This window comes from Vibrio cholerae ATCC 14035 (assembly GCF_000621645.1).
Taxonomy (GTDB): Bacteria; Pseudomonadota; Gammaproteobacteria; order Enterobacterales; family Vibrionaceae; genus Vibrio; species Vibrio cholerae.
Genome location: NZ_JHXR01000011.1, coordinates 1 through 26,099, shown reverse-complemented (window position 1 = coordinate 26,099; position 26,099 = coordinate 1). Strand labels below are relative to the sequence as shown.

Annotated in this window: 21 protein-coding genes, 1 tRNA gene and 1 rRNA gene; 10 read left to right on the top strand and 13 right to left on the bottom strand. The window is 48.8% G+C overall.

Features of this window, described 5'->3' with window-relative positions:
• Nucleotides 1-16: 16 nt before the first annotated feature.
• Genes gspG through gspC form a run of 5 tightly spaced genes read right to left on the bottom strand, consistent with a single transcriptional unit; the run spans nucleotide 17 to nucleotide 6,213 of the window.
• Nucleotides 17-457: a type II secretion system major pseudopilin GspG gene (gene gspG, locus T411_RS0107865; RefSeq protein WP_000738789.1), complete on the bottom strand. Its 441-nt coding sequence runs from the start codon at nucleotides 455-457 to the stop codon at nucleotides 17-19.
• A gap of 40 nt (nucleotides 458-497) precedes the next feature.
• Nucleotides 498-1,718 carry a type II secretion system inner membrane protein GspF gene (gene gspF / locus T411_RS0107860; protein ID WP_000718700.1) on the bottom strand — a complete coding sequence of 407 codons (1,221 nt, stop codon included), beginning with the start codon at nucleotides 1,716-1,718 and terminating at the stop codon, nucleotides 498-500.
• The gene (gene gspE, locus T411_RS0107855; RefSeq protein WP_000138174.1) at nucleotides 1,718-3,229 is read right to left on the bottom strand and encodes a type II secretion system ATPase GspE; all 1,512 of its coding nucleotides are present in this window, start codon (nucleotides 3,227-3,229) and stop codon (nucleotides 1,718-1,720) included. Before gspE ends, gspF begins: the two co-directional genes overlap by 1 nt.
• Nucleotides 3,226-5,250, bottom strand: coding sequence for a type II secretion system secretin GspD (gene gspD / locus T411_RS0107850; protein WP_000878557.1), 2,025 nt, complete (start codon nucleotides 5,248-5,250; stop codon nucleotides 3,226-3,228). The genes gspE and gspD overlap by 4 nt, the downstream gene beginning before the upstream one ends.
• 45 nt (nucleotides 5,251-5,295) lie before the next feature.
• The gene (gene gspC, locus T411_RS0107845; protein WP_000394676.1) at nucleotides 5,296-6,213 is read right to left on the bottom strand and encodes a type II secretion system protein GspC; all 918 of its coding nucleotides are present in this window, start codon (nucleotides 6,211-6,213) and stop codon (nucleotides 5,296-5,298) included.
• A gap of 229 nt (nucleotides 6,214-6,442) precedes the next feature.
• Here gspC and hslR point away from each other — a divergent pair, with 229 nt between their 5' ends.
• From hslR to T411_RS0107825, 4 genes are all read left to right on the top strand, one after another.
• The gene (gene hslR, locus T411_RS0107840; protein ID WP_000098850.1) at nucleotides 6,443-6,820 is read left to right on the top strand and encodes a ribosome-associated heat shock protein Hsp15; all 378 of its coding nucleotides are present in this window, start codon (nucleotides 6,443-6,445) and stop codon (nucleotides 6,818-6,820) included.
• Nucleotides 6,821-6,853: 33 nt separating this feature from the next.
• On the top strand, nucleotides 6,854-7,729 hold the full coding sequence (hslO, locus tag T411_RS0107835; protein ID WP_001911276.1) for an Hsp33 family molecular chaperone HslO: 876 nt from the start codon (nucleotides 6,854-6,856) through the stop codon (nucleotides 7,727-7,729).
• Between the two features lie 336 nt (nucleotides 7,730-8,065).
• A complete protein-coding gene (gene pckA, locus T411_RS0107830) occupies nucleotides 8,066-9,694 on the top strand; it encodes a phosphoenolpyruvate carboxykinase (ATP) (RefSeq protein WP_000217613.1) in 1,629 nt (542 codons plus the stop codon).
• 186 nt (nucleotides 9,695-9,880) lie between these two features.
• Nucleotides 9,881-11,767 (top strand): AsmA family protein, encoded by a 1,887-nt coding sequence (locus T411_RS0107825; protein ID WP_001226513.1) that lies wholly within the window; start codon nucleotides 9,881-9,883, stop codon nucleotides 11,765-11,767.
• A 41-nt stretch (nucleotides 11,768-11,808) separates the two neighbouring features.
• On the opposite strand, the gene T411_RS0107820 is transcribed toward T411_RS0107825, so the two are convergent.
• The 6 genes from T411_RS0107820 to T411_RS0107795 form a co-directional block, all read right to left on the bottom strand.
• The gene (locus T411_RS0107820; RefSeq protein ID WP_000475471.1) at nucleotides 11,809-12,735 is read right to left on the bottom strand and encodes a bifunctional GNAT family N-acetyltransferase/hotdog fold thioesterase; all 927 of its coding nucleotides are present in this window, start codon (nucleotides 12,733-12,735) and stop codon (nucleotides 11,809-11,811) included.
• A gap of 72 nt (nucleotides 12,736-12,807) precedes the next feature.
• A complete protein-coding gene (gene dtd / locus T411_RS0107815; protein ID WP_000560961.1) occupies nucleotides 12,808-13,242 on the bottom strand; it encodes a D-aminoacyl-tRNA deacylase in 435 nt (144 codons plus the stop codon).
• 17 nt (nucleotides 13,243-13,259) lie between these two features.
• Nucleotides 13,260-14,153 carry a virulence factor BrkB family protein gene (locus tag T411_RS0107810; RefSeq protein WP_001884068.1) on the bottom strand — a complete coding sequence of 298 codons (894 nt, stop codon included), beginning with the start codon at nucleotides 14,151-14,153 and terminating at the stop codon, nucleotides 13,260-13,262.
• A gap of 26 nt (nucleotides 14,154-14,179) precedes the next feature.
• Entirely contained in the window at nucleotides 14,180-14,710 is a 531-nt protein-coding gene (locus tag T411_RS0107805; RefSeq protein ID WP_000029298.1) for an AAA family ATPase, read from the bottom strand.
• 106 nt (nucleotides 14,711-14,816) lie between these two features.
• Nucleotides 14,817-16,646, bottom strand: coding sequence for a translational GTPase TypA (gene typA, locus T411_RS0107800; protein WP_000211151.1), 1,830 nt, complete (start codon nucleotides 16,644-16,646; stop codon nucleotides 14,817-14,819).
• 19 nt (nucleotides 16,647-16,665) lie between these two features.
• Complete coding sequence (locus T411_RS0107795) at nucleotides 16,666-16,989, bottom strand: hypothetical protein (RefSeq protein WP_000244705.1); 324 nt, start codon at nucleotides 16,987-16,989, stop codon at nucleotides 16,666-16,668.
• Between the two features lie 144 nt (nucleotides 16,990-17,133).
• Between T411_RS0107795 and glnA the strand changes: the two genes are divergently transcribed.
• The 6 genes from glnA (at nucleotide 17,134) to add (ending at nucleotide 25,604) form a co-directional block, all read left to right on the top strand.
• The gene (glnA, locus tag T411_RS0107790; protein ID WP_000110151.1) at nucleotides 17,134-18,543 is read left to right on the top strand and encodes a glutamate--ammonia ligase; all 1,410 of its coding nucleotides are present in this window, start codon (nucleotides 17,134-17,136) and stop codon (nucleotides 18,541-18,543) included.
• 177 nt (nucleotides 18,544-18,720) lie between these two features.
• Nucleotides 18,721-19,311: a DUF4124 domain-containing protein gene (locus tag T411_RS0107780; RefSeq protein ID WP_002034627.1), complete on the top strand. Its 591-nt coding sequence runs from the start codon at nucleotides 18,721-18,723 to the stop codon at nucleotides 19,309-19,311.
• A gap of 138 nt (nucleotides 19,312-19,449) precedes the next feature.
• Nucleotides 19,450-20,508 carry a nitrogen regulation protein NR(II) gene (gene glnL, locus T411_RS0107775; protein WP_001918943.1) on the top strand — a complete coding sequence of 353 codons (1,059 nt, stop codon included), beginning with the start codon at nucleotides 19,450-19,452 and terminating at the stop codon, nucleotides 20,506-20,508.
• Between the two features lie 9 nt (nucleotides 20,509-20,517).
• Complete coding sequence (glnG, locus tag T411_RS0107770; protein WP_000086389.1) at nucleotides 20,518-21,918, top strand: nitrogen regulation protein NR(I); 1,401 nt, start codon at nucleotides 20,518-20,520, stop codon at nucleotides 21,916-21,918.
• A gap of 58 nt (nucleotides 21,919-21,976) precedes the next feature.
• The gene (gene gepA, locus T411_RS0107765; protein WP_001128660.1) at nucleotides 21,977-24,508 is read left to right on the top strand and encodes a phosphodiesterase GepA; all 2,532 of its coding nucleotides are present in this window, start codon (nucleotides 21,977-21,979) and stop codon (nucleotides 24,506-24,508) included.
• 91 nt (nucleotides 24,509-24,599) lie between these two features.
• Nucleotides 24,600-25,604 carry an adenosine deaminase gene (gene add / locus T411_RS0107760; RefSeq protein WP_000633281.1) on the top strand — a complete coding sequence of 335 codons (1,005 nt, stop codon included), beginning with the start codon at nucleotides 24,600-24,602 and terminating at the stop codon, nucleotides 25,602-25,604.
• Nucleotides 25,605-25,846: 242 nt separating this feature from the next.
• Here add and T411_RS0107755 read toward each other — a convergent pair.
• A tRNA-Asp gene (locus tag T411_RS0107755) sits at nucleotides 25,847-25,923 on the bottom strand.
• A gap of 25 nt (nucleotides 25,924-25,948) precedes the next feature.
• A 5S ribosomal RNA gene (gene rrf / locus T411_RS0107750) occupies nucleotides 25,949-26,064 on the bottom strand.
• Nucleotides 26,065-26,099: the final 35 nt, after the last annotated feature.

Sequence of the window (26,099 nt, the reverse complement as noted above, 5' to 3'; positions counted from 1 at the left end):
CGCTAATTAGCCAAGCTTATTGAAAATCTTGGATATTCCAGTTACCGATATCGGCACCGGTACCTTCACCACCTTCTTGACCGTCCGCACCTAAGGTGAACACATCAATCGTGCCTTTATCGCCTGGGCTCAAGTATTGGTAGTCGTTACCCCAAGGATCTTTAGGCAGACGCTTGATGTAACCGCCTTCGCGATAGTTACGCGGCTCTGGATTGGTTGGCTTAGTCACTAACGCTTCCAAACCTTGATCAGTCGTCGGGTAAACGCTGTTGTCAAGCTTGTACATATCCAACGCATTTTCCAGCGCGACGATATCGGTCACCGCTTTCTGTTGATCCGCTTTCTCTTTGTTACCTAAGAGGTTGGGGACAACAAAGCTGGCCAGAATGCCCAAAATCACCACAACCACCATTACTTCGAGCAGGGTAAAGCCCGTTTGTTTACGCATTTTTTTCATAGTTACTCCACACTATGTCGTTTTCGCCGCGCGTGACGACTTAACGACTCATTAAGTTATTCATTTCCAAAATCGGCATCAGGGTCGCCATCACAATAAACAGCACCATCCCCGCCATCAAGGCAATCAAGGCCGGGGTAAAAATGCCAAGCGCGATGTTGACCGTTGATTCAAAACTGTTGTCTTGGTTATCCGCAGCGCGCGTCAACATGCCTTCCAATTCTCCACTCTGCTCACCACTGGCAATCATGTGCAGCATCATGGGAGGAAAGAGCTTGGTCTGCTCTAGCGCTTTGCGCAGGCTAGAGCCTTCGCGTACGTTTTCGGCCGCAGCCAACACTTGCTGTTTCACAAACTGATTGGTCATCACATCCACCGCAACGCGCATACCATCCAGAATCGGGATTGCACTTGAGGTACAGATCGACAGCGTACGCGCAAAGCGCGCAGTATTCAGACCGCGTGCAATCTTGCCAATCACAGGCAAGGAAATCACTCGGCGATCCCAACGCAAACGAATATCGGGCTTGGTCAGCAACCAGCGCACCAGATAAATCAGCATCAAGAGACCGACCAGCAGCGAAATCCCCCAATGTTGCAGGAAATCGCTGGCATCAAGCAGAAACTGAGTCGATGCCGGCAAGGCTTGCCCCATTTGCACAAACTGACCCACGATTTTCGGCACTACCGCTGCCAACAAAAACGCCACGATACCGACCGCAAACACCACCAGCACCACAGGGTAAATCATGGCCTGTTGCAGTTTAGAGCGCATTTTCTGGCGGTTTTCGGCGTAGTCAGCTAAACGTTCGAGAACGGAATCGAGGTGGCCAGATTTTTCGCCCGCCGCAACCATAGAACGAAACAGCTCATCAAACACGTGCGGATAATCGCCAAGACTATCAGAGAGGGTGTAACCTTCGGTCACTTTAGCGCGCACCGCCACCAACATGGTGCGAATCCGCGGTTTTTCCGACTGCTCGGCAACCGCGCGTAAACACTCTTCCAGTGGCATACCGGATTGAACTAAAGTCGCCAATTGGCGAGTGATCAGCGCCAGATCCGGCGTACTGATCCCACGCTTAAACGCAAAACCTTGGCTGCGACTGCGCGCGGCTTTGACTTGAGTCTCCACCACCTCCATCGGCACTAGGCTTTGCTCTTTCAGGCGCTGACGCACCTGACGTGCATTATCGCCCTCAATCACGCCTTTTTTATGGCGTCCCTTGGCATCCAGCGCTTTGTATTCAAACGCGGCCATTAGGACTCCTTAGTCACCCGCATCACTTCTTCTAGCGAAGTAATGCCTTGGCGCACCTTATCTAGACCATCATCACGAATGCTCGGCGTGGTCGCGCGAATGTGTTTCTCCATCGCCTGTTCGCCCGCCTCGCTATGGATCAGCTCCTGCAACGCGTCATCCACCAGCAGCAGCTCGTGGATACCGGTTCGGCCACGGTAACCTTTGTGGTTACATTTAGGGCAGCCCGTTGCACGATAAAGGATCAGCGGTTCTTTTTTCTTGCTATCAAACAGTTTGCGCTGCTCTTTGTCCGCCTCGTAAGGCTCTTTGCAATCTGGGCATAAGGTGCGCACCAAGCGCTGAGCCAGAACACCGAGCAGTGAAGAGGAGATCAAAAAAGGCTCGATGCCCATATCGCGCAGCCGAGTCACCGCCCCAACGGCCGTGTTGGTGTGCAGAGTCGACATCACTAAGTGACCAGTCAGCGAGGCTTGCACTGCAATTTGCGCCGTTTCCAAATCACGAATTTCCCCCACCATCACCACATCGGGGTCTTGACGCAAAATAGCGCGTAGCCCCCGTGCGAAGGTCATGTCTACCCTTGGGTTGACTTGGGTCTGACCGATACCATCAATATCAAATTCGATCGGATCTTCTACGGTTAAAATGTTGCGCTCGCTGCTGTTGAGCTCTTGCAAACCCGCGTACAAGGTGGTCGATTTACCCGAGCCGGTTGGGCCAGTCACCAGAATGATCCCATGCGGCCGCTTAATCAAACGGCGGAAATTATCATGGTTATGCGCCGTCATACCCAAACTGTGCAGATCAAGGCGCGTCGCGTTTTTATCCAGCAAACGCATTACCACTCGCTCACCATGTGATGAAGGCATGGTTGAAACCCGCACATCGACCGCGCGGCCACCGATACGCAGCGAAATACGGCCATCTTGCGGCACACGTTTTTCGGCAATGTCGAGCTTGGCCATCACTTTGACCCGTGAAACGAGCAGCGATGAGAGTTTGCGGCTGGGTGCCAGTACTTCGCGCAGCACGCCATCGACTCGAAAACGGATCGACAGTGTTTTTTCAAAAGTTTCAATGTGAATATCTGACGCGCCTTCTTTGATCGCTTCGCCCAACATGGCGTTGATCAGTTTGATGATCGGCGCATCATCTTCACTTTCTAGCAAATCTTCGTTTTGAGGCAGCTCTTCCGCCAGTGAGAAGAAGTCATCACTGTCGGCACCAATGTCTTCCATCAATTGACGCGCTTCTGAAGAATCACGCTGATAGACTTGGGTTAGCTTGCTTTCAAACTCCGCTTGAGAGAGCTCAATCAGTTGGAAAGCGTGCTTGACCACCCGCTTGGTTTCGACGAGCGCCTCCATCGACAACGGCGCTAAGTAATAAATGCTGGCTTGGGAGAAATCCTCATTCCAATCCAGCACCAACTTAAAGCGATTGGCGAAGCTAAAGGGCAGACGACGAATCGACTGTCGCTCAGCTGGAGAGATCACCATTTCGGTCATTGCTTGGCTTCCATCTGCTCAATAAAGGCTTGAATTTCAGGTGAATGGCGGCGGTCATCGCCAAATTTCGGCAACACAGGCACGCTAGCATCATCCAGCAGACGTAAACCTTTTTCGGCGCGGAACAGTTGCTCGGCGCGGATGTAGTTGTATTTACGTTGGGTGATGCCATCGGCCGTCACGCCATCACGAATAATGGTCGGCTTGATAAACACCATCAGGTTTTTCTTTTCCACTTGCGAGCTGGTTGAGCGGAACAGTTGACCCAGCAGAGGAATATCCCCCAAGAGCGGGACTTTCGACTCACTCTCAAGAGCTCGCTCATCAATCAAACCGCCGAGCACCAACATCTGCCCATCTTGCACCATCACAGAAGTGTTGAGCTGACGCTTCGCAAAACGCACGTCTACCGCTCCATTGGCGCCCAACACGTTCGAGACTTCTTGCTCAATATTGAGCTGGACTGAGTTACCTTCGTTGATCTGCGGCACCACTTTAAGCTTGATACCGACTTCTTTACGATCCACGGTTTGGAATGGGTTGTCGTTATTAGAGCCTGCAGTAGAACCTGTGATAACCGGCACTTCTTCACCCACGATAAAGGAGGCTTCACCGTTATCCATCACCGTAATGCTGGGTGATGACAGGATATTCGAGCTGGAATCATTAGAGACCGCGTTGATTAAGGCCGTCCAGTCGCCCATCGCGATGCTGACTGCAGCACCTTGAATGCTCGACAATGCAGAGGCTAACTTGGTGTAATCCCCTTTGGTGGTCGTCGTTTCATTTCTCAAGAAGTTGTTATTAGTATCATAAACCGCTTTGGTTTGGGTTGTGTCTTTGGCTTCTTCAAGACCAATCATCACATTGCCAATCGACGCGCCAGTGTTGCCATATTGGATAACTGAACCACTTTCCAGCGAGCCCCACTGCACACCAAGGTTGATCCCATCGCCCTCTGCCATTTCGACAATCAGCGCTTCAATCAACACTTGCGCACGGCGAATATCTAGCTGTCCAATCACTTCCAGCATCGCATTCATAATGTCTTGCGGCGCAGTAAGCACTAACGAGTTGGTGTCAGCGTGCGCGGCAATCATCACTTCATTACGTTTTGAAGTGGTCGGCTGTCCGGTGCCTTTTTCCGCTTGCAGGTTCTCAGACACCCCTTTCAGTACTTCGACCAGATCTTCAGCTTTGGCGTATTTCAAATACACCACGCGGTTATTGCCTTTGGCCGCCATCTCAACATCCAACTGCTTGATCAGACGCTTGAGGCGCTCGCGCACTTTAGGATCGCCAGAAATCAAAATCGAGTTGGTACGCTCGTCTGCCACAAACTTGGGCTTTAAGAATTCAGGGGTGTTTTGCGCGTCTGTCGTTTTGTTGAGCGCTTCAACAATCCGCACCATTTCAGCTGCCGATGCATTATTAAGCTCAACCACTTCAATCTCTTTGTCACCGGCTTGGTCAACGCGACGAATAATTTCCGCTAAACGGTTCACTACCGCAGCTCGCCCCGTGATCAAAATGATGTTCGCCGGATCGTAGTGCACTACGTTCCCCGCCCCTGCGTTATCAATCAGTTGGCGCAGCAAAGGGGACAACTCGCGTACGGAAACGTTTTTCACCGCGACCACTTGGGTAATGACTTCATCGCCATTGGCGCGCTCTTCACCACTCAACACCGGAATGGCTGAGGTCTTTGCATCTTTCGATTTGATGACTTTCAGTACGCCATTATCCATTTCAACGACGGCGAAACCGTACACTTCGAGCACACTGAGGAAGAAACTGTAATATTGCTCTTCGTTTAAGGTATCAAAACTGCGCACATCGACTTTGCCGCGTACCGAAGGGTCGACAATGATGGTTTTCTCAAGATTGCGTCCCACAATATTGATAAATTCTTGAATGTCGGTGCCTTTAAAGCTGGCGCTAAACTCGTTTGCCATCGCTAGAGGGGTAGACAGCAAACTGCCCGCCAACAGCCATGAACTTTTTTTCAGCCAATATTTCACTGGGAACTCCCTTGCCTCACTAAGGCGTCGTTACTCGCCTTAGCGTTAAAATTGAATATATACATCATGTTGTTGACCATCACGCTCAACGGTCAGACTCATTTCAGTCATCTCATTCATCGACTGAAATAGCGTGTTCATTACATTAGGATCGGTCAGATCTAGGCCATTCAGTGCCACTGCCATATCGCCATCTTGTAAACCTATTGATTCAAACAGTACCGGATCTTTACCGGGACTGACGCGATAGCCGAGTACTTTGTCATCGCGTTTTACCTGAGATAGGCGCACATATTGAAAAATTTCCTGCGGATTTCGTGCGATTGCTTCACGAATTGCATCCACTTTATCCTCAAACTGCGGCACAGCATTAGGTTGATTGGGTCGTGGACGCGGAGGGTTGGATACCGAAGCCGTCGCAGGCGCGGTGTAGTCTAACCCTTCAAGCATCAAGGTTTCATCACGCCCGGAGTTGCTGATGATGACCCGATCCGGCATCACGGCTTTTAGCTTGGCCTGAGTCCCTTCAATCACTTCATTAATGCCATACGTCGCTTGCACACCACGATTGGCGATAACAGCCAAACTTTTTTGCGCATCATTACTCGCCACCACACCAGACAGCACAAGGCTCAAGCGCGTTTTCGGAGCATCCACCACCACAGGTTGCTCCACAACCGGAGCTTCTTTCGGCTCAGTAAACACACCAAACAGCTCACCTTTTTGCAATACGCTGATATCGAGTGGCTGACGTTCGGCCTTAAGCCCTGATAACGTGGGGCTCCAAGTCGGCACTGGTGTTTGTTCAGCCGAGACGACCCACACCATCTTGCCCAGCGTCCACGCCGAAGCAACTAATAACAGTAGCGTTAATCCTTCGCTGATCGGCTTTTGCCACCGCAGCGTATTCTGGCTCAATAAACGCGGCCACGCTGCCAACGGAGGAAGTTGTTTAAATTCCATAAATTTCCACGTTATTCCTTTCTGTACTTTTTACGCTTCATATTGCGCAAATCTGTTTGTACAGATGTTTTTCAATACTTTATGCAGGCATCGCAATATAACACAAGCATAGTGGAGCGAAGTGTCTCAAACGTTAAATTGTCGACTTGCTTGAAAAACAGCCCTGCAAACACCATTGTTAAGCATGAATAATAGTCAAATGTAATAAGCTTAGAGAGGCAATGTGGCAATGAGTTCCAGCGCAGAAGAGGTGAGACTGGATAAATGGCTGTGGGCAGCAAGATTTTACAAAACACGCTCGCTCGCGCGAAATATGGTCGAAGGGGGCAAAGTCCACTATAATGGCCAGCGCGCCAAACCCAGCAAATCGGTTGAAATTGGAGCGCAAATCACATTGCGTCAAGGTCATGATGAGAAAACGATCATTATTGAAAAGATCTCAGACCAACGCCGTGGGGCACCTGAAGCACAACAGCTCTATCGCGAAACGGCCAAAAGCATCACCAAACGTGAACGCAATGCCATGATGCGCCAACTCAACCCGAGTCCGGATCGACGTCCTGACAAGAAACAGCGCCGAGATCTACTCAAATTCATCCATCAGTAAATAGCCGGATTATTCCTTATGACGACACAATCAATGGCGAACAACATGCTACATCGCTATCTATTTAAAGACCTTTCTGTACGTGGTGAGTTGGTTCAACTGGACGACACTTACCAACAGATGATTTCCAGTCAGGAATACCCTGCCGCCGTACAACACCTCATCGGTGAACTACTGGTCGCCACCTCACTGCTGACAGCGACGCTGAAGTTTGAAGGCTCAATCACCCTGCAACTGCAAGGTAATGGACCGGTCTCTCTCGTGGTCATCAACGGCGATAACAACCAACAAGTGCGTGGCGTGGCTCGCTGGAAAGGTGATATTGCGGATGATGCAAGCCTACATGACATGCTTGGCAAAGGTCATCTGGTCATCACCATTGAACCTAAGCAAGGCGAGCGCTATCAAGGTGTGGTCGGTTTGGAAGGCGACACCTTAGCACAAGTGTTGGAAGGTTATTTTGAACGTTCGGAGCAGCTTAAGACCCGTTTATGGATACGTGTTGGCAAACACGATGGGAAAGCTTGTGCCGCAGGCATGTTGCTGCAAATCGTACCCGATGGTAAAGGTTCAGCTGAAGATTTCGAGCATCTAGAACAATTAACTAACACCATCAAGGATGAAGAGCTTTTTGCGCTGCCAGCAGAAGAGTTGCTGTATCGTCTTTACAACCAAGAGACGGTGCAACTGTTCACACCACAACAGATCAGCTTCCGTTGTGGCTGCTCACGTGAACGCAGTGCTGCCGCGATTGTGACCGTCGCACGTGAAGAGATTAACGATATTCTTGCTCAAGATGGTGCCGTCGCTCTGCATTGTGATTATTGCGGTACGACCTACTCGTTTGACTCTGCGCAAGTCGCTGAATTGTATGCCCCCTCATCGGCGAACGGTTCAACCTTGCATTAATTCGCTACGTTTAACAAGCACGTAAAAACCGCCCAAAAGCCAGCTTATCGCTGGCTTTTTCATGCTAAAAAATCAATAAAATCAAAGAACCTAACAACAGTACGCCGTACTTAATTTCTGTAAAGTATTAATCTTGTGCTACTGGCGCAAAGGTTTGCGCACGCGATAAAATATCGATGCCAATATATGTGACGAGTTACCTAAAACCACAGAAACTTGGTGGGCAATATTTGAGCTGCCTCCCTGTTTTATCTCTGGTCCGTTGCTAGCATGGTCTATAGATAACAATTACATAAAATCTTACAAAATCCCTACAAAATCCTACAAGGAGCACCTATGACCGTTATGGAACATACTAAGGCTGCACAAATCGACCTAGCCCAATATGGGATCACCGGCGTAACTGAACTGGTTCGTAACCCGAGCTATGAAATGTTATTTGCCGAAGAAACCCGTTCAGATCTCGAAGGTTATGAACGTGGTGTGGTGACTGAATTGGGTGCTGTTGCGGTTGATACTGGCATCTTCACTGGCCGCTCACCAAAAGATAAGTTTATCGTTAAAGATGATACCACTCGCGATACGCTGTGGTGGACGTCAGACAAAGCGAAAAACGACAACAAACCGATCAATCAAGAAGTGTGGAATGACCTGAAAGCCTTGGTGACCAAGCAGCTTTCTGGTAAACGCGTATTTGTGCTCGATGGCTACTGTGGTGCCAACGCCGATACTCGCTTAAGTGTTCGCTTCATCACCGAAGTAGCATGGCAAGCACACTTTGTGAAAAACATGTTCATTCGTCCAAGCGAAGAAGAGCTGGCACACTTTAAACCAGACTTTGTCGTAATGAACGGCGCAAAATGTACCAATGCGAAGTGGAAAGAGCACGGTCTGAACTCAGAAAACTTCACTGTGTTTAACCTGACCGAGCGCATGCAGCTCATCGGCGGTACTTGGTACGGCGGTGAGATGAAAAAAGGTATGTTCGCGATGATGAACTACTTCCTGCCGCTACAAGGCATTGCCTCTATGCACTGCTCTGCCAACATGGGTAAAGCGGGCGATGTCGCCATCTTCTTCGGTCTTTCTGGTACGGGTAAAACCACCCTATCCACCGATCCAAAACGTGCGTTAATTGGTGACGATGAGCACGGCTGGGATGATGATGGCGTGTTCAACTTTGAAGGCGGCTGCTACGCGAAAACCATCAAGCTGTCTAAAGAAGCAGAGCCGGATATCTATAACGCGATCCGCCGTGATGCTCTACTGGAAAACGTCACGGTTCGTAGTGATGGTTCGATTGATTTTGATGATGGTTCAAAAACCGAGAACACCCGTGTTTCTTACCCTATTTATCACATCGACAACATCGTAAAACCAGTTTCCAAAGGCGGTCATGCGACTAAGGTGATCTTCCTGTCTGCCGATGCGTTTGGCGTATTGCCTCCAGTTTCAAAACTGACGCCAGAGCAAACCAAGTACCACTTCTTGTCTGGCTTTACGGCTAAACTGGCAGGTACTGAGCGTGGCATTACTGAACCTACCCCAACCTTCTCCGCCTGTTTTGGCGCAGCGTTCCTCACTCTGCACCCAACTCAGTATGCAGAAGTGCTGGTAAAACGTATGGAAGCAGCGGGCGCCGAAGCCTATCTGGTTAACACAGGTTGGAACGGCAGCGGTAAGCGCATCTCAATTAAAGATACGCGCGGTATTATCGATGCGATTTTGGATGGTTCGATCGAAAAAGCGGAAACCAAACATATCCCAATCTTTAATCTGCAAGTGCCCACCGCACTGCCCGGCGTCGATCCTATGATCCTCGACCCACGTGATACTTATGTTGACCCACTGCAGTGGGAAAGCAAAGCCAAAGACTTGGCAACGCGCTTCATCAACAACTTCGACAAGTACACAGATAACGCCGAAGGTAAAGCACTGGTTGCCGCGGGCCCAAAGCTCGACTAAAGGCAAATTGACCGAAAAGTGATAACTGAGTAGCAAGCCCCTCTTTCGAGGGGCTTTTTTTGTTGCTGTCTCTCATGCTTTACTCCAAGCTGAGGATGAGAATACGGTACAATTTAACAACTCAGGCTGCCAGCCACTCCGTATCTTCTGTGCTGGCAAAATTTTGATGATAGCAACGCAGGGACTATGAGAAAAATACTGGCGATTGGTGTCGCAGGCATCGCACTACTACTGATTTTAGTCTTAGCGGGATTTGGCATTATGCATACTCGCTACTTCACGCCCTCCGCACAATGGATTGTGCAGCAGTTGTGGCCGGAAACGCTGCGCTTTGCCAAAATCGAATACCTTTATCCGTTTAAACTGCGCTTGAGCGGGGTGCAAATCGCCAGCGAACCCACCATTGAATTACAGCAAATGGATTTGTGGCTGAATCCTTATGGCTTGCTTGAACAACAACTCGAAATCGATAGCGTATTAATTGATGGCGCTAACCTCGCCCACGGTTTACCCAATTTTACCTTGCCGGAATCTGTCCATCTCAACCAACTGGCGCTGCACAATATTGACTGGGCTGACCAAGGGATTATCGCGCGTGGCGTCAGCTTACAGATCAAGCAGCCAGTTTGGGACTCACCCCAACAGCAGTTACCGTACGGAAAAATTCAGCTCGCGGCCGACCAAATCACTATCGATGGTGAAGCATTTAATCAAGTGCTGGTTGATGCCAATTACCAAGCCCAAGACAGTACCGTGTACGGGTTTTCGTTCAACTGGCGCAATAGCCCCATTTCAGGACAAGCGGAACAGTATCCACAAGGCTGGTCGCTGATCAATGTGACTCTCAGTCGTCTTAACCTCAATCTCGATGAGTGGCGTCACCACTCGTTGTGGCAAACAATTGCGCCCAGTATTTATCACATCAACAGTTTAGATCTGCTCAATAGCCAACTCACTCTCAACGGTGTGGCGTGGGAGAACCTCAATCTCTCTGTGGAAGACTACGATTTGCGGCACAGTCTCTGGCAACAGCAGCAAGCTTACCTCTCCTTGAATGCGGATTCAGCGCAGTGGCTTGCAACCCAATGGGTCGAACCGAGTGCTGAACTGACCCTTACCCCGCAAGGAATAGAGCTTGATGGGCATAGCCAAGTTTGGCAAGGCGATGTACAGGTCAAAGGCCATATCACGGAAACGAGCCTCAACCTTGCCCAATTAACCATCACTGGGGTGAAATGGATTGCTGAACAGCCGCAAGATCTCTTACCTTTCTCCCAACCACTCCCCGCTTGGCAAAACTTGCAAATTGAGCATTTGGATATCAATAACCTACAGATGATTCAAACCGTTAATCGGCCATTTTGGCAAGCCTCGGGGCTGAATGCCGATGGAAAAAATCTGCAATGGGTGAAAGAGAGTCAATGGGGCTTTTGGCAAGGCCAACTCTCAGTGACCGCCAACAGCGCCAGCTATGCAGGCGTTCTGAGTACACAAGGTGTGCTCAATATGCGCAGTGAGCAAGGCGTATGGCAGCTTACCCGCGCCTTTCTGCCGCTTGAGCGAGGCTATGTTGAAGCACATGCAAAATGGGACTTAACCTCGCTCAGCGCCCCGTGGCAGCTCTCTCTTGATGCCGACTCTCTGCCGATAGGTCCGCTACAATCTTGGTTCAAGCTGCCGTTTGGTTTGGAAGCGCTGGCCGACATTAGCTTGACCGCGCAAGGCATAGCGGGAGATCGCACCATGCTGGCGCATTCGCTTGATGGCCAACTACAACTGAATCTGCGTCAAGGCTTACTCTCACTGCGCAGTGATAACACGCTGATCATCCAGCCTTTCGAGCTAGACGATCTCGCGGTAAGCGCTGACAGAGGACGCATAACCATCACACCAACGCCGCTTAGAGGGCCAAATTTAAACGCTCAGTTAGGGGGAAGTACCGACCTATTAGAACCAGAGCAAGGCCAATGGCAATTGACGATCCAACAAGCGTGGGCCGATCAGTGTTTAGGGTTAAGCTGGGATTTCCAACAAGCGGAATTAGTCAGTCAAGATTGTCGCAGCGCGCCATAATGCGCTGCGAACTTGCACTGGAAGCGATGAACTCGGTGAAGCTATGACGATTTTTGCGCCACCAACGCTTTGTAGTTCGGGATTAGCATATAGGTCCCAATAAACTCAATCGCTTCAACCTCTCCGCTGGAGATGATAACCCGTACGACAATACGTGCTTTGCGCCCTGACTCTAAGCGATCTAAATCGCCACTGATCCCATCAAGCGACGTCGATGCCACCGGATTTTGCACTACAGGGTGGCGATAACGAATATGACTATCCACCAACACAATATCCCCCTGCAGATCGCGCTCACGCATTAATAGCCACGCCATTCCCCAACCAGTCAAGGTGGCGAGGGTAAACGCCGAACCAGCAAATAAAGTGTTATGTGGGTTGAGATTCGGATTAAGCTGCGCGCAGCACTGGAATTGGTAGCCCGTGTATTGCTGGATCTTGATCCCCATCTTATCGCTGATCGGAATATGCTTGCCCCAGCGATCTTGCAGTTCCGTACACCACTCCGGCTTACGCAGCACATTGGCCATCGGGTCGAGGGTTTTCACCATTTGTTGATGGCGCACCGGGCCACGTTCATCGGTTAATTCCCCCCGACGCTCAAAACCATTTTTAGCATAAAACGGAATCGCATCTTCACGGGCATTACACACTAAACGCTTGGCGCCTTCTTGGCGCGCTAAGGACTCCAAAGCGACCAAAATCAAAGACCCCATACCTTTAGAGCGGCGATTGGCTTTCACCGCCATATAGCGTATCTGCCCCTCACAATCGGGGGTAATGTAGAGACGACCAATCGCCATCGGATAGCCACGGCTGTCGACAATCATCCGGTGGTGACTCATCGAATCGTATTCATCACGCTCAGAACCGATCGGCATCCGCCACGGCTCGCGCAACATTTGCCAACGAAAATGGAAGTACTTATTGAGCTGATTATCCGTGGTCGGCGTAATAAGTTTAAACATACTCAATCCCTGAACAGGTGCCTTACCTTACGCAAGACACGCTTGGTTATTCATTTGGTAACACGAGGCAAATTAAGCCTGTAGCCAAAACGTCACCGGCCCATCATTGATCAGTGACACTTTCATATCCGCCGCAAAACGGCCGCGCTCGGTTGGCAAAATCTGGGCACACAGGTCAGAGAAATAATCATATAACCGCTCAGCCTCTTGTGGGGCAGCGCCGCGCGAAAATCCAGCACGAGTCCCTTTTTTGGTGTCAGCTGGCAGCGTAAATTGCGACACCACTAACACACTGCCACCCACATCTTTCACGCTCAGATTCATCTTACCTTCGCTATCTTCAAACACTCGATAGCTGGTCACTCGCTCAACCAATCGCTTGGCTTTCGCTTCATCATCTTCACGTTCGACACCGAGTAGCACTAAAAGTCCCTTATCAATTGCGCCGACCACTTCACCATCAACCCGTACTGCGGCTTCACTTACTCGTTGGATCAGTGCTATCACTCTGTTTTTCCTCTACTTCATTCTTTTTCATTCTTTGGTAATGGTGCAAAGTGTAGCATGTCTTGTGAGTCACTCCAGTGTTCACGCTCGCCCAAAGCAGCCGTCACCTCAGCACCCACCAACACAATTAACCAACATAAATACACCCAAACAAAGAGGATGGGAATCGCAGCAAGAGCGCCGTATATCAACTGATAAGAAGGAAACTGAGTAATATAAGCGGCAAAGCCTTTTTTGCTTAACTCAAACAAGATGGCGGCAATCAAAGCCCCCAGCATTGCATGCTGCCAGTGGACTTTTTTATTCGGCACCAGCAGATATAGACCGACGAAGGCACAGTAAGAGAGCACAAACGGCAACCAGCGTAAAAACAGGTTATACACTCCGGAAAGCGCTTCGTTATCTAAAATCTTGAGCGAGGTGATATACGAAGTCGCGGCAATACTGGCTCCAACTAAAATTGGTCCCAGCGTCAGGATCATCCAGTACATGGAAAACGAAAACACCGCGCGACGCTTCTGCTGAACCCGCCAAATATAGTTCAAATTTTTATCGATATTGGAAATCAGCATGATGGCGGCAACAAACAAAAACGCGCCGCCTACGGCAGTCATCTTGCCCGTATTGGCAACAAACTCGATTAACGCGGTTTTGACCACTTCGCCCGCCGCAGGCACAAAATGGGTGATCACAAAATCTTGGATTACTTCTCCAGCGTTCGCAAAAAGAGCAAAGGAAGAGAGGATCGACAGCAAGACCGTCAACATGGGTACCATAGACAGTAAGGTGATATAAGCCAGATAACCGGCATTCACATTGACTCGATCATGGTTCATCCGTGCCAATAAGTAACGGAAAAAGTTCAGCCCCAATCGAGCCTGCTGCTTAATAAAAGAGTGAGTCAATTTCATAGCTCATCCTTGTCAGTGGGTTGCGGTTATCCTGCCACGGATAAGGCGGTTAACACAAATGCCACACGTTGCTCAATCGATGCCATTGGCACATCAATACACTGATAACCTAGCCCTGAGTAAGCCTTCACTAACCCGTGATGAATGTGCACAGCCTCTTCGAGCGTGTATGGTCGTACTTCATCTTGTTGATAAGTGATGGCGCTGGGTTGACACATCAACACTTGTGGATGATAGCCCGAGCTCGCTGACCAATATTTGGCAGGCACCGCCAATTCTGCGCCCAATAAGTACGCACAAATATCGGGAATCGCGCGATCCAAAAACGCCATCGACGCACTTTGCGCAGACTGCTTTTGCACCAACATGGCGTCATAGCAAAGTTCGGCAAAGGCGAGCAAATCATGCCAAGGCAAAATGCCATCCTGTTTTAAGCTTTCTTGCTCAATCAATTGGCGAGGTATTTCTGGATAGGTGGCATAGCCACGCTCTGCCAGCGCATTCAACAAAGTGGTTTTTCCAGCACCTGGGCCGCCAGAAATAATCACAATCGACATTCGATTCCTTTCCTCCAGAGTCAATTCTCTCGCAGTAAAAATAAAGCCCTTAACTGGCGACAGCTAAGGGCTTAGATGACTTATCTTACCAAACGAAAGTCAGTGATTACTTCGCATCACGAGAAGCACGCTTACGATCGTTTTCGGTCAGGAAGCGTTTACGGATACGAATGCTCACTGGCGTTACTTCTACCAGTTCGTCGTCATCGATGAATTCCAGAGCTTGCTCAAGAGACATAATGATTGGCGGCGTTAGAACCTGCGCATCATCAGTACCCGAAGCACGAACGTTGGTCAGTTGCTTACCTTTCAGTGGGTTTACTGTCAGGTCGTTATCACGGCTGTGAATACCGATCACCATACCTTCGTAAACTTCAACACCGTGACCAATGAACATACGACCACGCTCTTGCAGGTTGAACAGCGCGTTCGTTAGCGCTTTACCCGTACCGTTAGAAACCAGAACACCGTTTACACGCTGACCGATTACGCCGCCTTTGTGTGGACCGTAGTGGTCAAATGAATGGTACAGCAGACCTGAACCTGACGTCAGAGTCATGAATTCAGTTTGGAAGCCGATCAAACCACGAGAAGGCATCACAAAATCCATACGGATACGGCCTTTGCCATCTGGAGACATGTCTTTCAGCTCACCTTTACGCATGCCGATTTTCTCCATGATGCCGCCTTGGTGCTCTTCTTGCACGTCGATGGTGACCGTTTCAAACGGTTCCATCAGTTGGCCGTCTTCGTGCTTCAGAATAACTTCTGGACGAGATACTGCCAGCTCAAAGCCTTCACGACGCATGTTTTCGATCAGGATCGATAGGTGAAGTTCACCACGGCCTGAAACACGGAATTTGTCTGGATCTTCCGTTTGTTCAACACGCAGTGCTACGTTGTGTACCAGCTCTTTTTCCAGACGCTCAAGGATATTACGTGAAGTCACGAACTTACCTTCTTTACCCGCGAATGGAGAGGTGTTCACTTGGAAGGTCATGGTTACGGTTGGCTCATCAACGCTCAGTGGTGGCAGCGCTTCTAGAGCATTCACATCACAGATAGTGTCAGAGATTTTCAGCTCACCCAGACCAGTTACCGCAACGATGTCGCCAGCGGTGGCTTGGTCAGTTTCAGAACGTTGCAGGCCAAGGTAGCCCAGAACCGTACCGATTTTGCCGTTACGCTTCTTACCATCCGCACCGATAACGGTCACTTGTTGGTTTGGTTTTACTTTACCGCGTTTGATACGGCCAACACCGATAACACCTACGTAAGAGCTGTAATCGAGCTGAGAAATTTGCATTTGCAGTGGACCATCAAGGTCAACTTGTGGCGCCGCAACGTTATCCACGATGGCTTGGAACAGCGGTTCCATGTTCTCGCCCGTTTCGCCTTCAACCAGAGTTGCCCAACCGTTCAGCGCTGAAGCATAGACCACTTGGAAGTCAAGCTGTTCGTCCGTCGCACCTAGGTTGTCGAACAAGTCAAATACCTGATCCATAACCCAATCAGGACGTGCGCCCGGACGGTCAATTTTGTTAATCACAACGATTGGCTTCAAACCGTGTGCAAACGCTTTTTGGGTTACGAAGCGAGTTTGTGGCATCGGGCCATCTACCGCGTCAACGATCAGCAGCACTGAGTCTACCATCGACATAATACGCTCAACTTCGCCACCGAAGTCCGCGTGTCCTGGGGTGTCTACGATGTTGATACGGTAATCATTCCAGTTGATGGCGGTGTTTTTCGCCAAAATGGTGATACCACGCTCTTTTTCAATGTCGTTCGAGTCCATGACTCGCTCTTCAACATCACCGCGAGACTCTAACGTGCCGGATTGCTGGAGCAGTTTGTCAACCAAGGTCGTCTTACCGTGGTCAACGTGCGCGATAATCGCGATGTTTCTTAATTTTTCAATTTGCGGAGTGGTCATCGGGGTTTGCTTCACTTTTTCATTGAGGCTGGCTGCTTAAAACAGTCGCCGAACATGGTTCAAAAACGGCCAATAATGTACCAGATTTTAGCGGAAAACCTAGAAATATGTGATCTGTCGCGCTGAAATCGTCGACTTTTTCTTCATTTCGCTCGCTATCTTTACTTATCTCTGACTTTTCCGGCTTAACAGCCATTGACATCCCCAGTGATTGAGCGCGAAATAGCAAACGTTTTGGTAAAACATGGTGCAGAGCAACTGCATACGCACCATGATAGTGCAACTGAGGATCTTTTTGGTGCACAAGCTCATCAAAAAGCAAACATTCCAGCACCAAAACCATGAATTATATTGGATTTATAAACATGGCACGCTTTTCGCTTTATTAATTTCAGCATCGGTTACCCATAGTACAACGCAGTAATCTTTGCCGACTTTATTTAAGACTCGAGCCCATACCGCTTATTAACACCGGAGGTTATCCAAGATGTCAGTAGAAAATGTTTTATCGCTGATCCAAGAAAACGAAGTTAAGTTTGTTGACCTACGCTTCACAGACACCAAGGGTAAAGAACAACATATCTCTATCCCTGCTCACCAAATTGATGCTGACTTCTTCGAAGACGGTAAAATGTTCGATGGTTCTTCTGTGGCTGGCTGGAAAGGTATCAACGAATCCGACATGGTGATGATGCCAGATCCATCTTCCGCTGTGCTCGACCCATTCACTGAAGATGCTACGCTGAACATTCGTTGTGACATCTTAGAACCTGCGACTATGCAAGGTTACGATCGTGACCCACGTTCTATCGCAAAACGTGCAGAAGAATATATGCGCTCTACGGGTATCGCAGACACAGTTCTTGTCGGTCCAGAGCCAGAATTCTTCCTGTTTGACGATGTGAAATTCGCCACCAACATGTCTGGTTCATTCTTCAAGATTGACGACGTAGAAGCGGCATGGAACACAGGTACTGAATACGAAGATGGTAACAAAGGTCACCGTCCAGGCGTAAAAGGCGGTTACTTCCCAGTTGCTCCTGTTGACTCATCACAAGACATCCGCTCAGCGATGTGTTTGATCATGGAAGAAATGGGTCTGGTTGTTGAAGCGCACCACCATGAAGTAGCCACTGCGGGTCAGAACGAAATCGCGACTCGCTTTAACACGCTCACCACGAAAGCAGACGAGATCCAAATCTACAAGTACGTTGTACACAACGTTGCGCACGCTTTTGGTAAAACAGCCACCTTTATGCCTAAGCCACTGGTTGGCGATAACGGCTCAGGTATGCACGTTCACCAATCTCTCGCGAAAGACGGCGTTAACCTGTTTGCGGGTGATAAGTACGGCGGCCTATCTGAAACCGCACTGTACTACATTGGTGGTATCATCAAGCACGCTCGCGCGCTGAATGCGATCACTAACCCATCCACCAACTCCTACAAGCGTCTGGTTCCTCACTATGAAGCACCAGTAATGCTGGCTTACTCTGCGCGTAACCGTTCGGCATCTATCCGTATCCCAGTGGTACCAAGCCCGAAAGCACGTCGTATTGAAGTTCGCTTCCCAGATCCAGCAGCTAACCCATACTTGGCGTTTGCAGCTATGCTGATGGCGGGTCTTGACGGTATCAAGAACAAGATCCACCCAGGAGAAGCGATGGACAAAGATCTGTATGACTTACCAGCAGAAGAAGCGGCAGAGATTCCAAAAGTAGCGGAATCACTGCAACAAGCTCTGCAGTATCTGGATGCAGACCGTGAGTTCCTCACTGCCGGTGGCGTGTTCTCAGATGACTTCATTGATTCTTACATCGCACTGAAGACCAAAGATGTTGAGCGCGTGAACGTTGCTGTTCATCCACTTGAGTTTGAACTGTACTACTCTGTGTAATTCTCAGTCTGTGTAAAAAATGACTTAGGTTACATCAATATTAAGGCTCGCCTCGCAGGCGGGCCTTTTGCATATTCAGTCCTTTGAGTATTCGTTTTAACATGCCGCTTACAACGTTAACCATGAGCATAAGCTCATGATCCATAAAGTGAATCATTAAGGTCATTGGGGTGATATATGTCATCGTCTCGTCTGCTATGGCTACTCATTAGTATGCTTTGGGTACCTCAGCTCGCCGCACAAAACGTCTACACTTGGGTCGATGAAAAAGGGGTCCTGCACTTTAGTGACACGCCACAAAGTGACAAAGCAAAATCCATCCAGTTACCGGATTATGAAGCACAAGCCCCTGCGCCAAGTTTCGACTCAACGGAGCCGGTCACAACAGAAACGGAGGATGAAACAGGGCTTAGCAATGTTACCGCCTCTGAAACAGAGCTAACCGATTCGACAGCATCTCCCGCACCTCAAACTCTGGAGCCGCTAAAAATCAGTTTAATCTCACCTAAGCATGACGATGCGGTACGCAATAATAGCGGCAATCTCTTCATTCGCTCTGAGCTCAATCGAAAACTTTCAATCGGTGAGCAATTGCAATTGATGATGGATGGCCGCCCGTATGGTGCCCCCACCACCCAATCAGTTTGGGAATTAAAAAATGTCGATCGCGGCACTCACACCTTTACCATTCAAGCGATTGAAAGCGGCAAGATTATTGCATCCTCCTCGATTATCACGGTGCATTTGCATCGAGCTACAGTGAAATAATCGCAAGATGTGACTATTAGCTCGATTGCCTAAGGGATTGCTCTTTTGGTTTGCACTCCCTTGCGCCATACTTGTTGGGCGATGCACCAATTTTGTGCATCACCCAACAAGCCTAAAGTTCATCGAGCGAGAATGAGTGTGAGTGCAGAATTAAGCCAAACCATCATTAATAATCAGGTCACATCAGTGCTCATTTTGGACGAGTCACTGATGATTCGCTACGCCAACCCTGCCGCTGAACAGCTGTTTTCACAAAGTGCTAAACGCTTGATGCATCAAAGCTTAAATCATTTAGTGCAACACTCCTCTCTCGATTTACAACTGCTCACGCAGCCACTCCAGAGCGGACAAAGCATTACTGACAGCGATGTCACCTTGGTGATCGATAGCAAACCCTTAATGCTCGAAGTCACCGTCAGCCCGATTTCTTGGCACAAAGAGCTGCTGTTACTGGCCGAAATGCGCACGATTGGTCAACAACGCCGGCTAACCCAAGAACTCAATCAACACGCTCAGCAACAAGCGGCTAAGTTATTGGTCAGAGGCTTGGCTCATGAAATCAAAAATCCTTTGGGTGGTTTAAGAGGTGCGGCCCAGCTCTTAGAGCGTATGCTTCCCGATCCGGCCCTGATGGAATATACCCAAATCATCATCGAACAGGCAGATCGCTTGCGGGGATTGGTTGATCGCTTACTCGGCCCGCAACGTCCGGGGGAGAAAAAATGGGAAAACCTTCACCTGATTTTGGAGAAGGTGCGTCAGTTGGTCGAGCTAGAAGCGGGCGCGAATTTGGTCTTTGAGCGCGATTATGACCCAAGTCTGCCGAATATTTTGATGGACACTGATCAAATCGAACAAGCCTTACTGAACATTGTCAGTAATGCGGCGCAAATTTTGACTAACCAAACGCACGGCGTGATCACCTTGCGCACCAGAACAGTGCATCAAGCCAATATCCATGGTCAACGTCATAAGCTCGTCGCCAGCATCGAGATTATCGATAACGGCCCCGGCATCCCTCCTGAGCTGCAAGATACGCTGTTTTATCCCATGGTGAGTGGCCGCGAAGGAGGCACTGGCTTGGGGTTATCCATTTCACAAAACCTGATCGATCAACATCAGGGAAAAATAGAGGTGCAAAGCTGGCCAGGACGCACCGTGTTTACCATTTATTTGCCAATTTTGAATTGCTGTTAAGGATTGTCTATGAGTAGAGGATACGTCTGGGTTGTCGATGATGATAGTTCCATTCGCTGGGTAATGGAGAAAACGCTCTCTTCAGCCCATATAAAATGCGAAACCTTCGCAGATGCGGAAAGCGTACTGCTGGCACTGGAGCGTGAAACCCCCGACGTTCTTGTCTCAGATATTCGCATGCCAGGGATGGATGGCATTGCTCTGCTCAATCAAGTACACCAACGCACCCCTGAACTTCCGGTGATCATTATGACCGCGCATTCGGATCTGGATGCCGCCGTCAATGCCTACCAACAAGGTGCCTTTGAGTATCTTCCCAAGCCTTTTGATGTCGATGAAACCCTCACCTTAGTCGAACGTGCCATCGCTCATGGTCAAGAGCAGCGCAAGACATCTCATCGTCCCAGTGAAAACTATTCCGCCCCTGAAATCATTGGCGAAGCGCCGGCTATGCAAGAAGTGTTTCGCGCAATTGGTCGCTTATCACGCTCTTCGATTTCGGTATTGATCAACGGTGAATCGGGAACCGGTAAAGAATTGGTCGCTCATGCTCTGCATAGACATAGTCCTCGTGCCCAAAAGCCGTTTATTGCCCTCAATATGGCGGCGATTCCCAAAGATCTCATCGAATCTGAACTGTTTGGCCATGAAAAAGGCGCGTTTACTGGTGCAAATACCGTGCGCCAAGGTCGCTTCGAACAAGCCAATGGCGGCACTTTATTTCTTGATGAAATTGGCGATATGCCGCTCGATATTCAAACTCGGTTATTGCGCGTGTTGGCGGATGGTCAGTTTTATCGCGTTGGCGGTCATGTCGCGATAAAAGTCGATGTGCGAATCGTCGCAGCCACTCACCAAAATCTTGAAAAACTGGTTCATCAAGGCAAATTTCGTGAAGACTTATTCCATCGTCTGAACGTTATTCGCATCCATATCCCGTCACTGCGTGAACGTCGACAAGATATTGAAAAGCTCACTAAGCACTTTTTAGCGCTGGCAGCCAAAGAGCTCGGAGTGGAGATGAAAACGCTCAACCCGCGCACCGTGGATATTCTGACCAAGCTCGATTGGCCGGGTAACGTGCGCCAACTCGAAAACATGTGTCGCTGGCTCACGGTGATGGCAAGTGGAAGTGAAGTGCTGCCAAGTGATCTTCCTTCCGAATTATTATCAGAAAGGAAAGCCAGCCATTTTGATAATGATATAAGTTGGCAGAAACAGTTAGAAACATGGGCAAAATCTGCACTGGCCTCCGGTGAAACCGAGTTGCTTGCCTACGCACTCCCAGAATTTGAACGTATACTTTTAGAAGCGGCACTTCACCACACCAATGGACATAAACAAGAAGCCGCCAAAGTATTGGGCTGGGGACGGAATACGCTAACACGTAAACTCAAAGAGTTATATTAAGTGTCAGCTTAACGGCCTACCCAACTTTATTGCACAGGAAGTGAGATTAGAGAAGGGTATGCCTTTAAAACGCCAAATTCGCTTAAAAACCGCCATCATACTGCCGTTTGTCTTGACCTTTCTGTTCATGATTTTGGCAATGGCGGCGGTGCAAACCTATCGTTATGAGCAAACGGTAAAAGAGCTCAGCTCTAAGAAGTTATCTTATCTGACTGATAGCATCTCACAACGCTTGTCGGACTTTCTTAATCGCCCTTTTTTTGCCAATCAGATGATTGCCTACAACGTGGGCTTTCACCATCTTTATCAGCTCAATGACGTAAGTCGAATTGAAGACTTCATTCGTGCGGCAGCCAATCCCATAGGTAACAATATCCAGCAAATCGACGTGGTCGGTTTTGGTGGAGTGAATGGTGAATATGTAGGACTGCGTCGAGATGCACCAGAGCAATACAGCCTAATGCTCAAAGATGCACGCACTGACGATAAACTAGTTATTTATCAAACTGCGACAAAGAATGATCAATTGCGTACGGTGATTGATAACTACGATCCTCGCGTGCGGCCTTGGTTTGCCCCCGTCGCGCAGAAGCCATCGCCACAATGGTCTTCGGTTTATACCAATATGGATGAGAAGCAAGAGATCACTCTCTCCGCACTCAGCCCGGTTTTTCAGGATAAAAGATTTATTGGCGTCATGGTTTCTGATGTCAAACTCAATACGTTCAACCAGTTTCTCTCCGAACTCAAACAACGTATGAATGCTGACGTTTATGTGATGGACAAACAGCACCGCCTGATTGCCCATTCCGGTGAGGGTAGCGTGGTTTCTTGGGGGACACCGTTAAGCCCGAAAGGTGAAAGGCTGTTCGCCAGCGAGAATCGTAACCCCATCATTCGTAGCAGCGCCGAACAACTTGATCTGCAAGGCCTAAATGTGGGTACTTTTACTACCTACGTCAATCAACAGCGCTATTTCAATCAAGCCTCAGCCTTTACCGATCAATATGGCCTCACTTGGTATATCAGTGTTTCCATCGCGGAAGGGGATCTCCTAGGCAGCTTACCTGAAAATCAAAAAACCAGTTGGGCGATAGGATTATTAGTGAGCTTAGTGGGTTTAGGGCTCGGCTTAATGGCATTAAACCGCGTCGCCAACCCGATCATTTCTACCGCCTCGGCAGCAAGACAACTTGCCAATGGTGACTGGACAGCCAGCATGCCTAAGCCCGGTAAAATCTATGAGACCAGTTTGCTTGTCCAAGCCTTTATTGAGATGACCAATAGCCTCAAAGCCTCATTCAAAGCGCTACGCTCACAGTTGGTCTACGATTCTCTGACCCAACTTCTTAGCCGAGAGGGGTTAGTTGAGCATTGTCATCAAATCCCGCAACTCAACGGGGGCCTTATCCTGATTGGGATTGATAAATTTCGCGATATTAACGACAGCTTAGGTCACCATCAGGCCGATCAACTGCTGGTTGCTATTGCTCAAAGACTGAAAGTAACGTTTCCCGAGCCCGCTCTGATTGCTCGGATTGGTGGCGATGAATTTGCTATCTACCTACCCGATGTGAATCAGCAAGATGATTTAAAAAGTGTGGCTACCGATATTCTCAAGCTGTTTGCCTCTCCATTTAGCATGCCAAGCGACAATATTGCTGTGAATGTGTCGATCGGAATTGTGTACCTTGAAGAACCGAATATGACCGTTTGGCTGCGTAATGGTAGCATCGCCCTCAGTAACGCAAAGGCAGAACATACGCATATCAGTTTTTACTCACCAGAGATGGCGAATGCTTCACGCAAAAGAATGCTCATGGTCACGCAGATAAAACTGGCGCTCGATAATCAAGAGTTCGTTCCCTTCTATCAGCCGATAGTCGATTTAAATAGTGGTGAAGTATTAGGCGCAGAAGCGCTTGCTCGTTGGATTTCCCCTGAATTCGGCTTGATCCCACCAATGGATTTTATTCCGATTGCAGAAGAGAGCGGATTGATCAATGCGATTGGCGAGCAGATCTTACGTCAAGCCTGTGCTGATACCGTTCGTGGTATTGCAGAAAATAAATGGCCATCGACGTTCCATATGCATGTCAATCTATCGGTTAATCAACTCTCTCATCCCGATTTTATCGCTCAGTTACACAGCGTATTAGACGAATCCGGCCTACAGCCTACCAACCTGACACTCGAAATCACCGAATCACGCATTGTCGATAATGACCCCGTTATCTTGCACAATATGCTTGAGTTGAAAAAAGCAAGAATACACATTGCAATCGATGATTTTGGTACAGGCTATAGTTCTCTCGCCTACTTACACAAACTTCCCTTCGATTGCCTAAAAATTGATAGAGAATTTGTCTCTCAACTCAATGCATACAATATTGAAAACAGCGTGGTAGCCGCGATCGTTAACATGACTCGCGGTTTTAAAGTCGAGCTGGTCGCTGAAGGCATAGAGACTCAAGAGCAGGTGGATTTACTGAATCAACTCGGTTGCCCACGCGGGCAAGGCTTCTTATTCAGTAAACCAATGGCTTATCAGGATTGGCCAACAGATCTGGTTAACATGAAGCAAAGTTAAACAAAATAAGTCCTTTTCTTTCTTTTGCTTAGCTGACAGCCCGTGGATTGGTTTTTATACTTAACGGCAAATACTGATAAGGACAACAATAATGATAACTTCATCACTCCCTTTAACGGATTTGCACCGTCATCTTGATGGAAATATCCGCACCCAAACCATTTTGGAATTAGGACAAAAATTTGGCGTTAAGCTACCCGCAAACACGTTACAAACTCTTACCCCTTATGTACAAATTGTCGAAGCAGAACCCTCTCTGGTTGCCTTCTTATCCAAACTAGACTGGGGCGTAGCGGTACTAGGCGATCTTGATGCTTGCCGTCGTGTTGCCTACGAGAACGTCGAAGATGCGCTTAACGCCCGTATTGACTATGCCGAGCTACGTTTTTCTCCTTATTACATGGCCATGAAACACAGCTTACCTGTTACAGGAGTAGTAGAAGCCGTTGTCGATGGAGTCCGCGCTGGTGTGCGTGATTTTGGTATTCAAGCCAACCTTATTGGCATTATGAGCCGCACCTTTGGTACCGATGCTTGCCAACAAGAGCTCGACGCCATCCTAAGCCAGAAAAATCACATTGTGGCAGTCGATCTCGCAGGTGATGAATTGGGGCAACCCGGTGACCGCTTTATCCAACATTTTAAACAAGTCAGAGATGCAGGATTGCATGTGACCGTTCACGCAGGTGAAGCGGCAGGGCCAGAAAGCATGTGGCAAGCGATCAGAGATCTGGGCGCAACAAGGATTGGTCATGGCGTCAAAGCCATCCATGATCCAAAACTGATGGACTATCTCGCCCAGCACCGGATCGGTATCGAATCATGCCTGACTTCCAACCTGCAGACGAGCACGGTGGATAGCCTAGCCACACATCCTCTTAAGCGTTTCTTAGAGCATGGTATTTTAGCCTGCATTAACACCGACGACCCTGCTGTAGAAGGTATTGAACTACCTTACGAATATGAAGTCGCAGCACCTCAAGCAGGCTTAAGCCAAGAGCAGATACGCCAAGCTCAGCTCAACGGTTTAGAGTTGGCCTTCCTCTCTGATTCAGAGAAAAAAGCGCTCCTCGCCAAAGCGGCACTACGCGGTTAATCAATCACATAACACTATCCGAGCCGATGCCAAAGCATCGGCTTTTTTATTGCTCGATGTGGCTATGCAACAAGGCATAAACTAGATCTATTAAACAGAGAATCGGCAGTTGGACAGTTTGGGATGATTGAACATCGTAGAGGATGAGTACTGGGATAGGCGATAAGCGGTGATTAAAATCTGGCGTTCAATGAGTTCCAGATAGCAAAAAACCCAGTCCTAAGACTGGGTTTCGTAATAAGTGGCGGAGCGGACGGGACTCGAACCCGCGACCCCCGGCGTGACAGGCCGGTATTCTAACCGACTGAACTACCGCTCCGCTGTCTGGTTAGACCAAATTAAAAGCCTGGCGATGTTCTACTCTCACATGGGGAAACCCCACACTACCATCGACGCTGTTTCGTTTCACTTCTGAGTTCGGGATGGAATCAGGTGGGTCCAAAACGCTATGGTCGCCAAGCAAATTCTGTTTTTGATTTCACTTTTTCTTAAAAA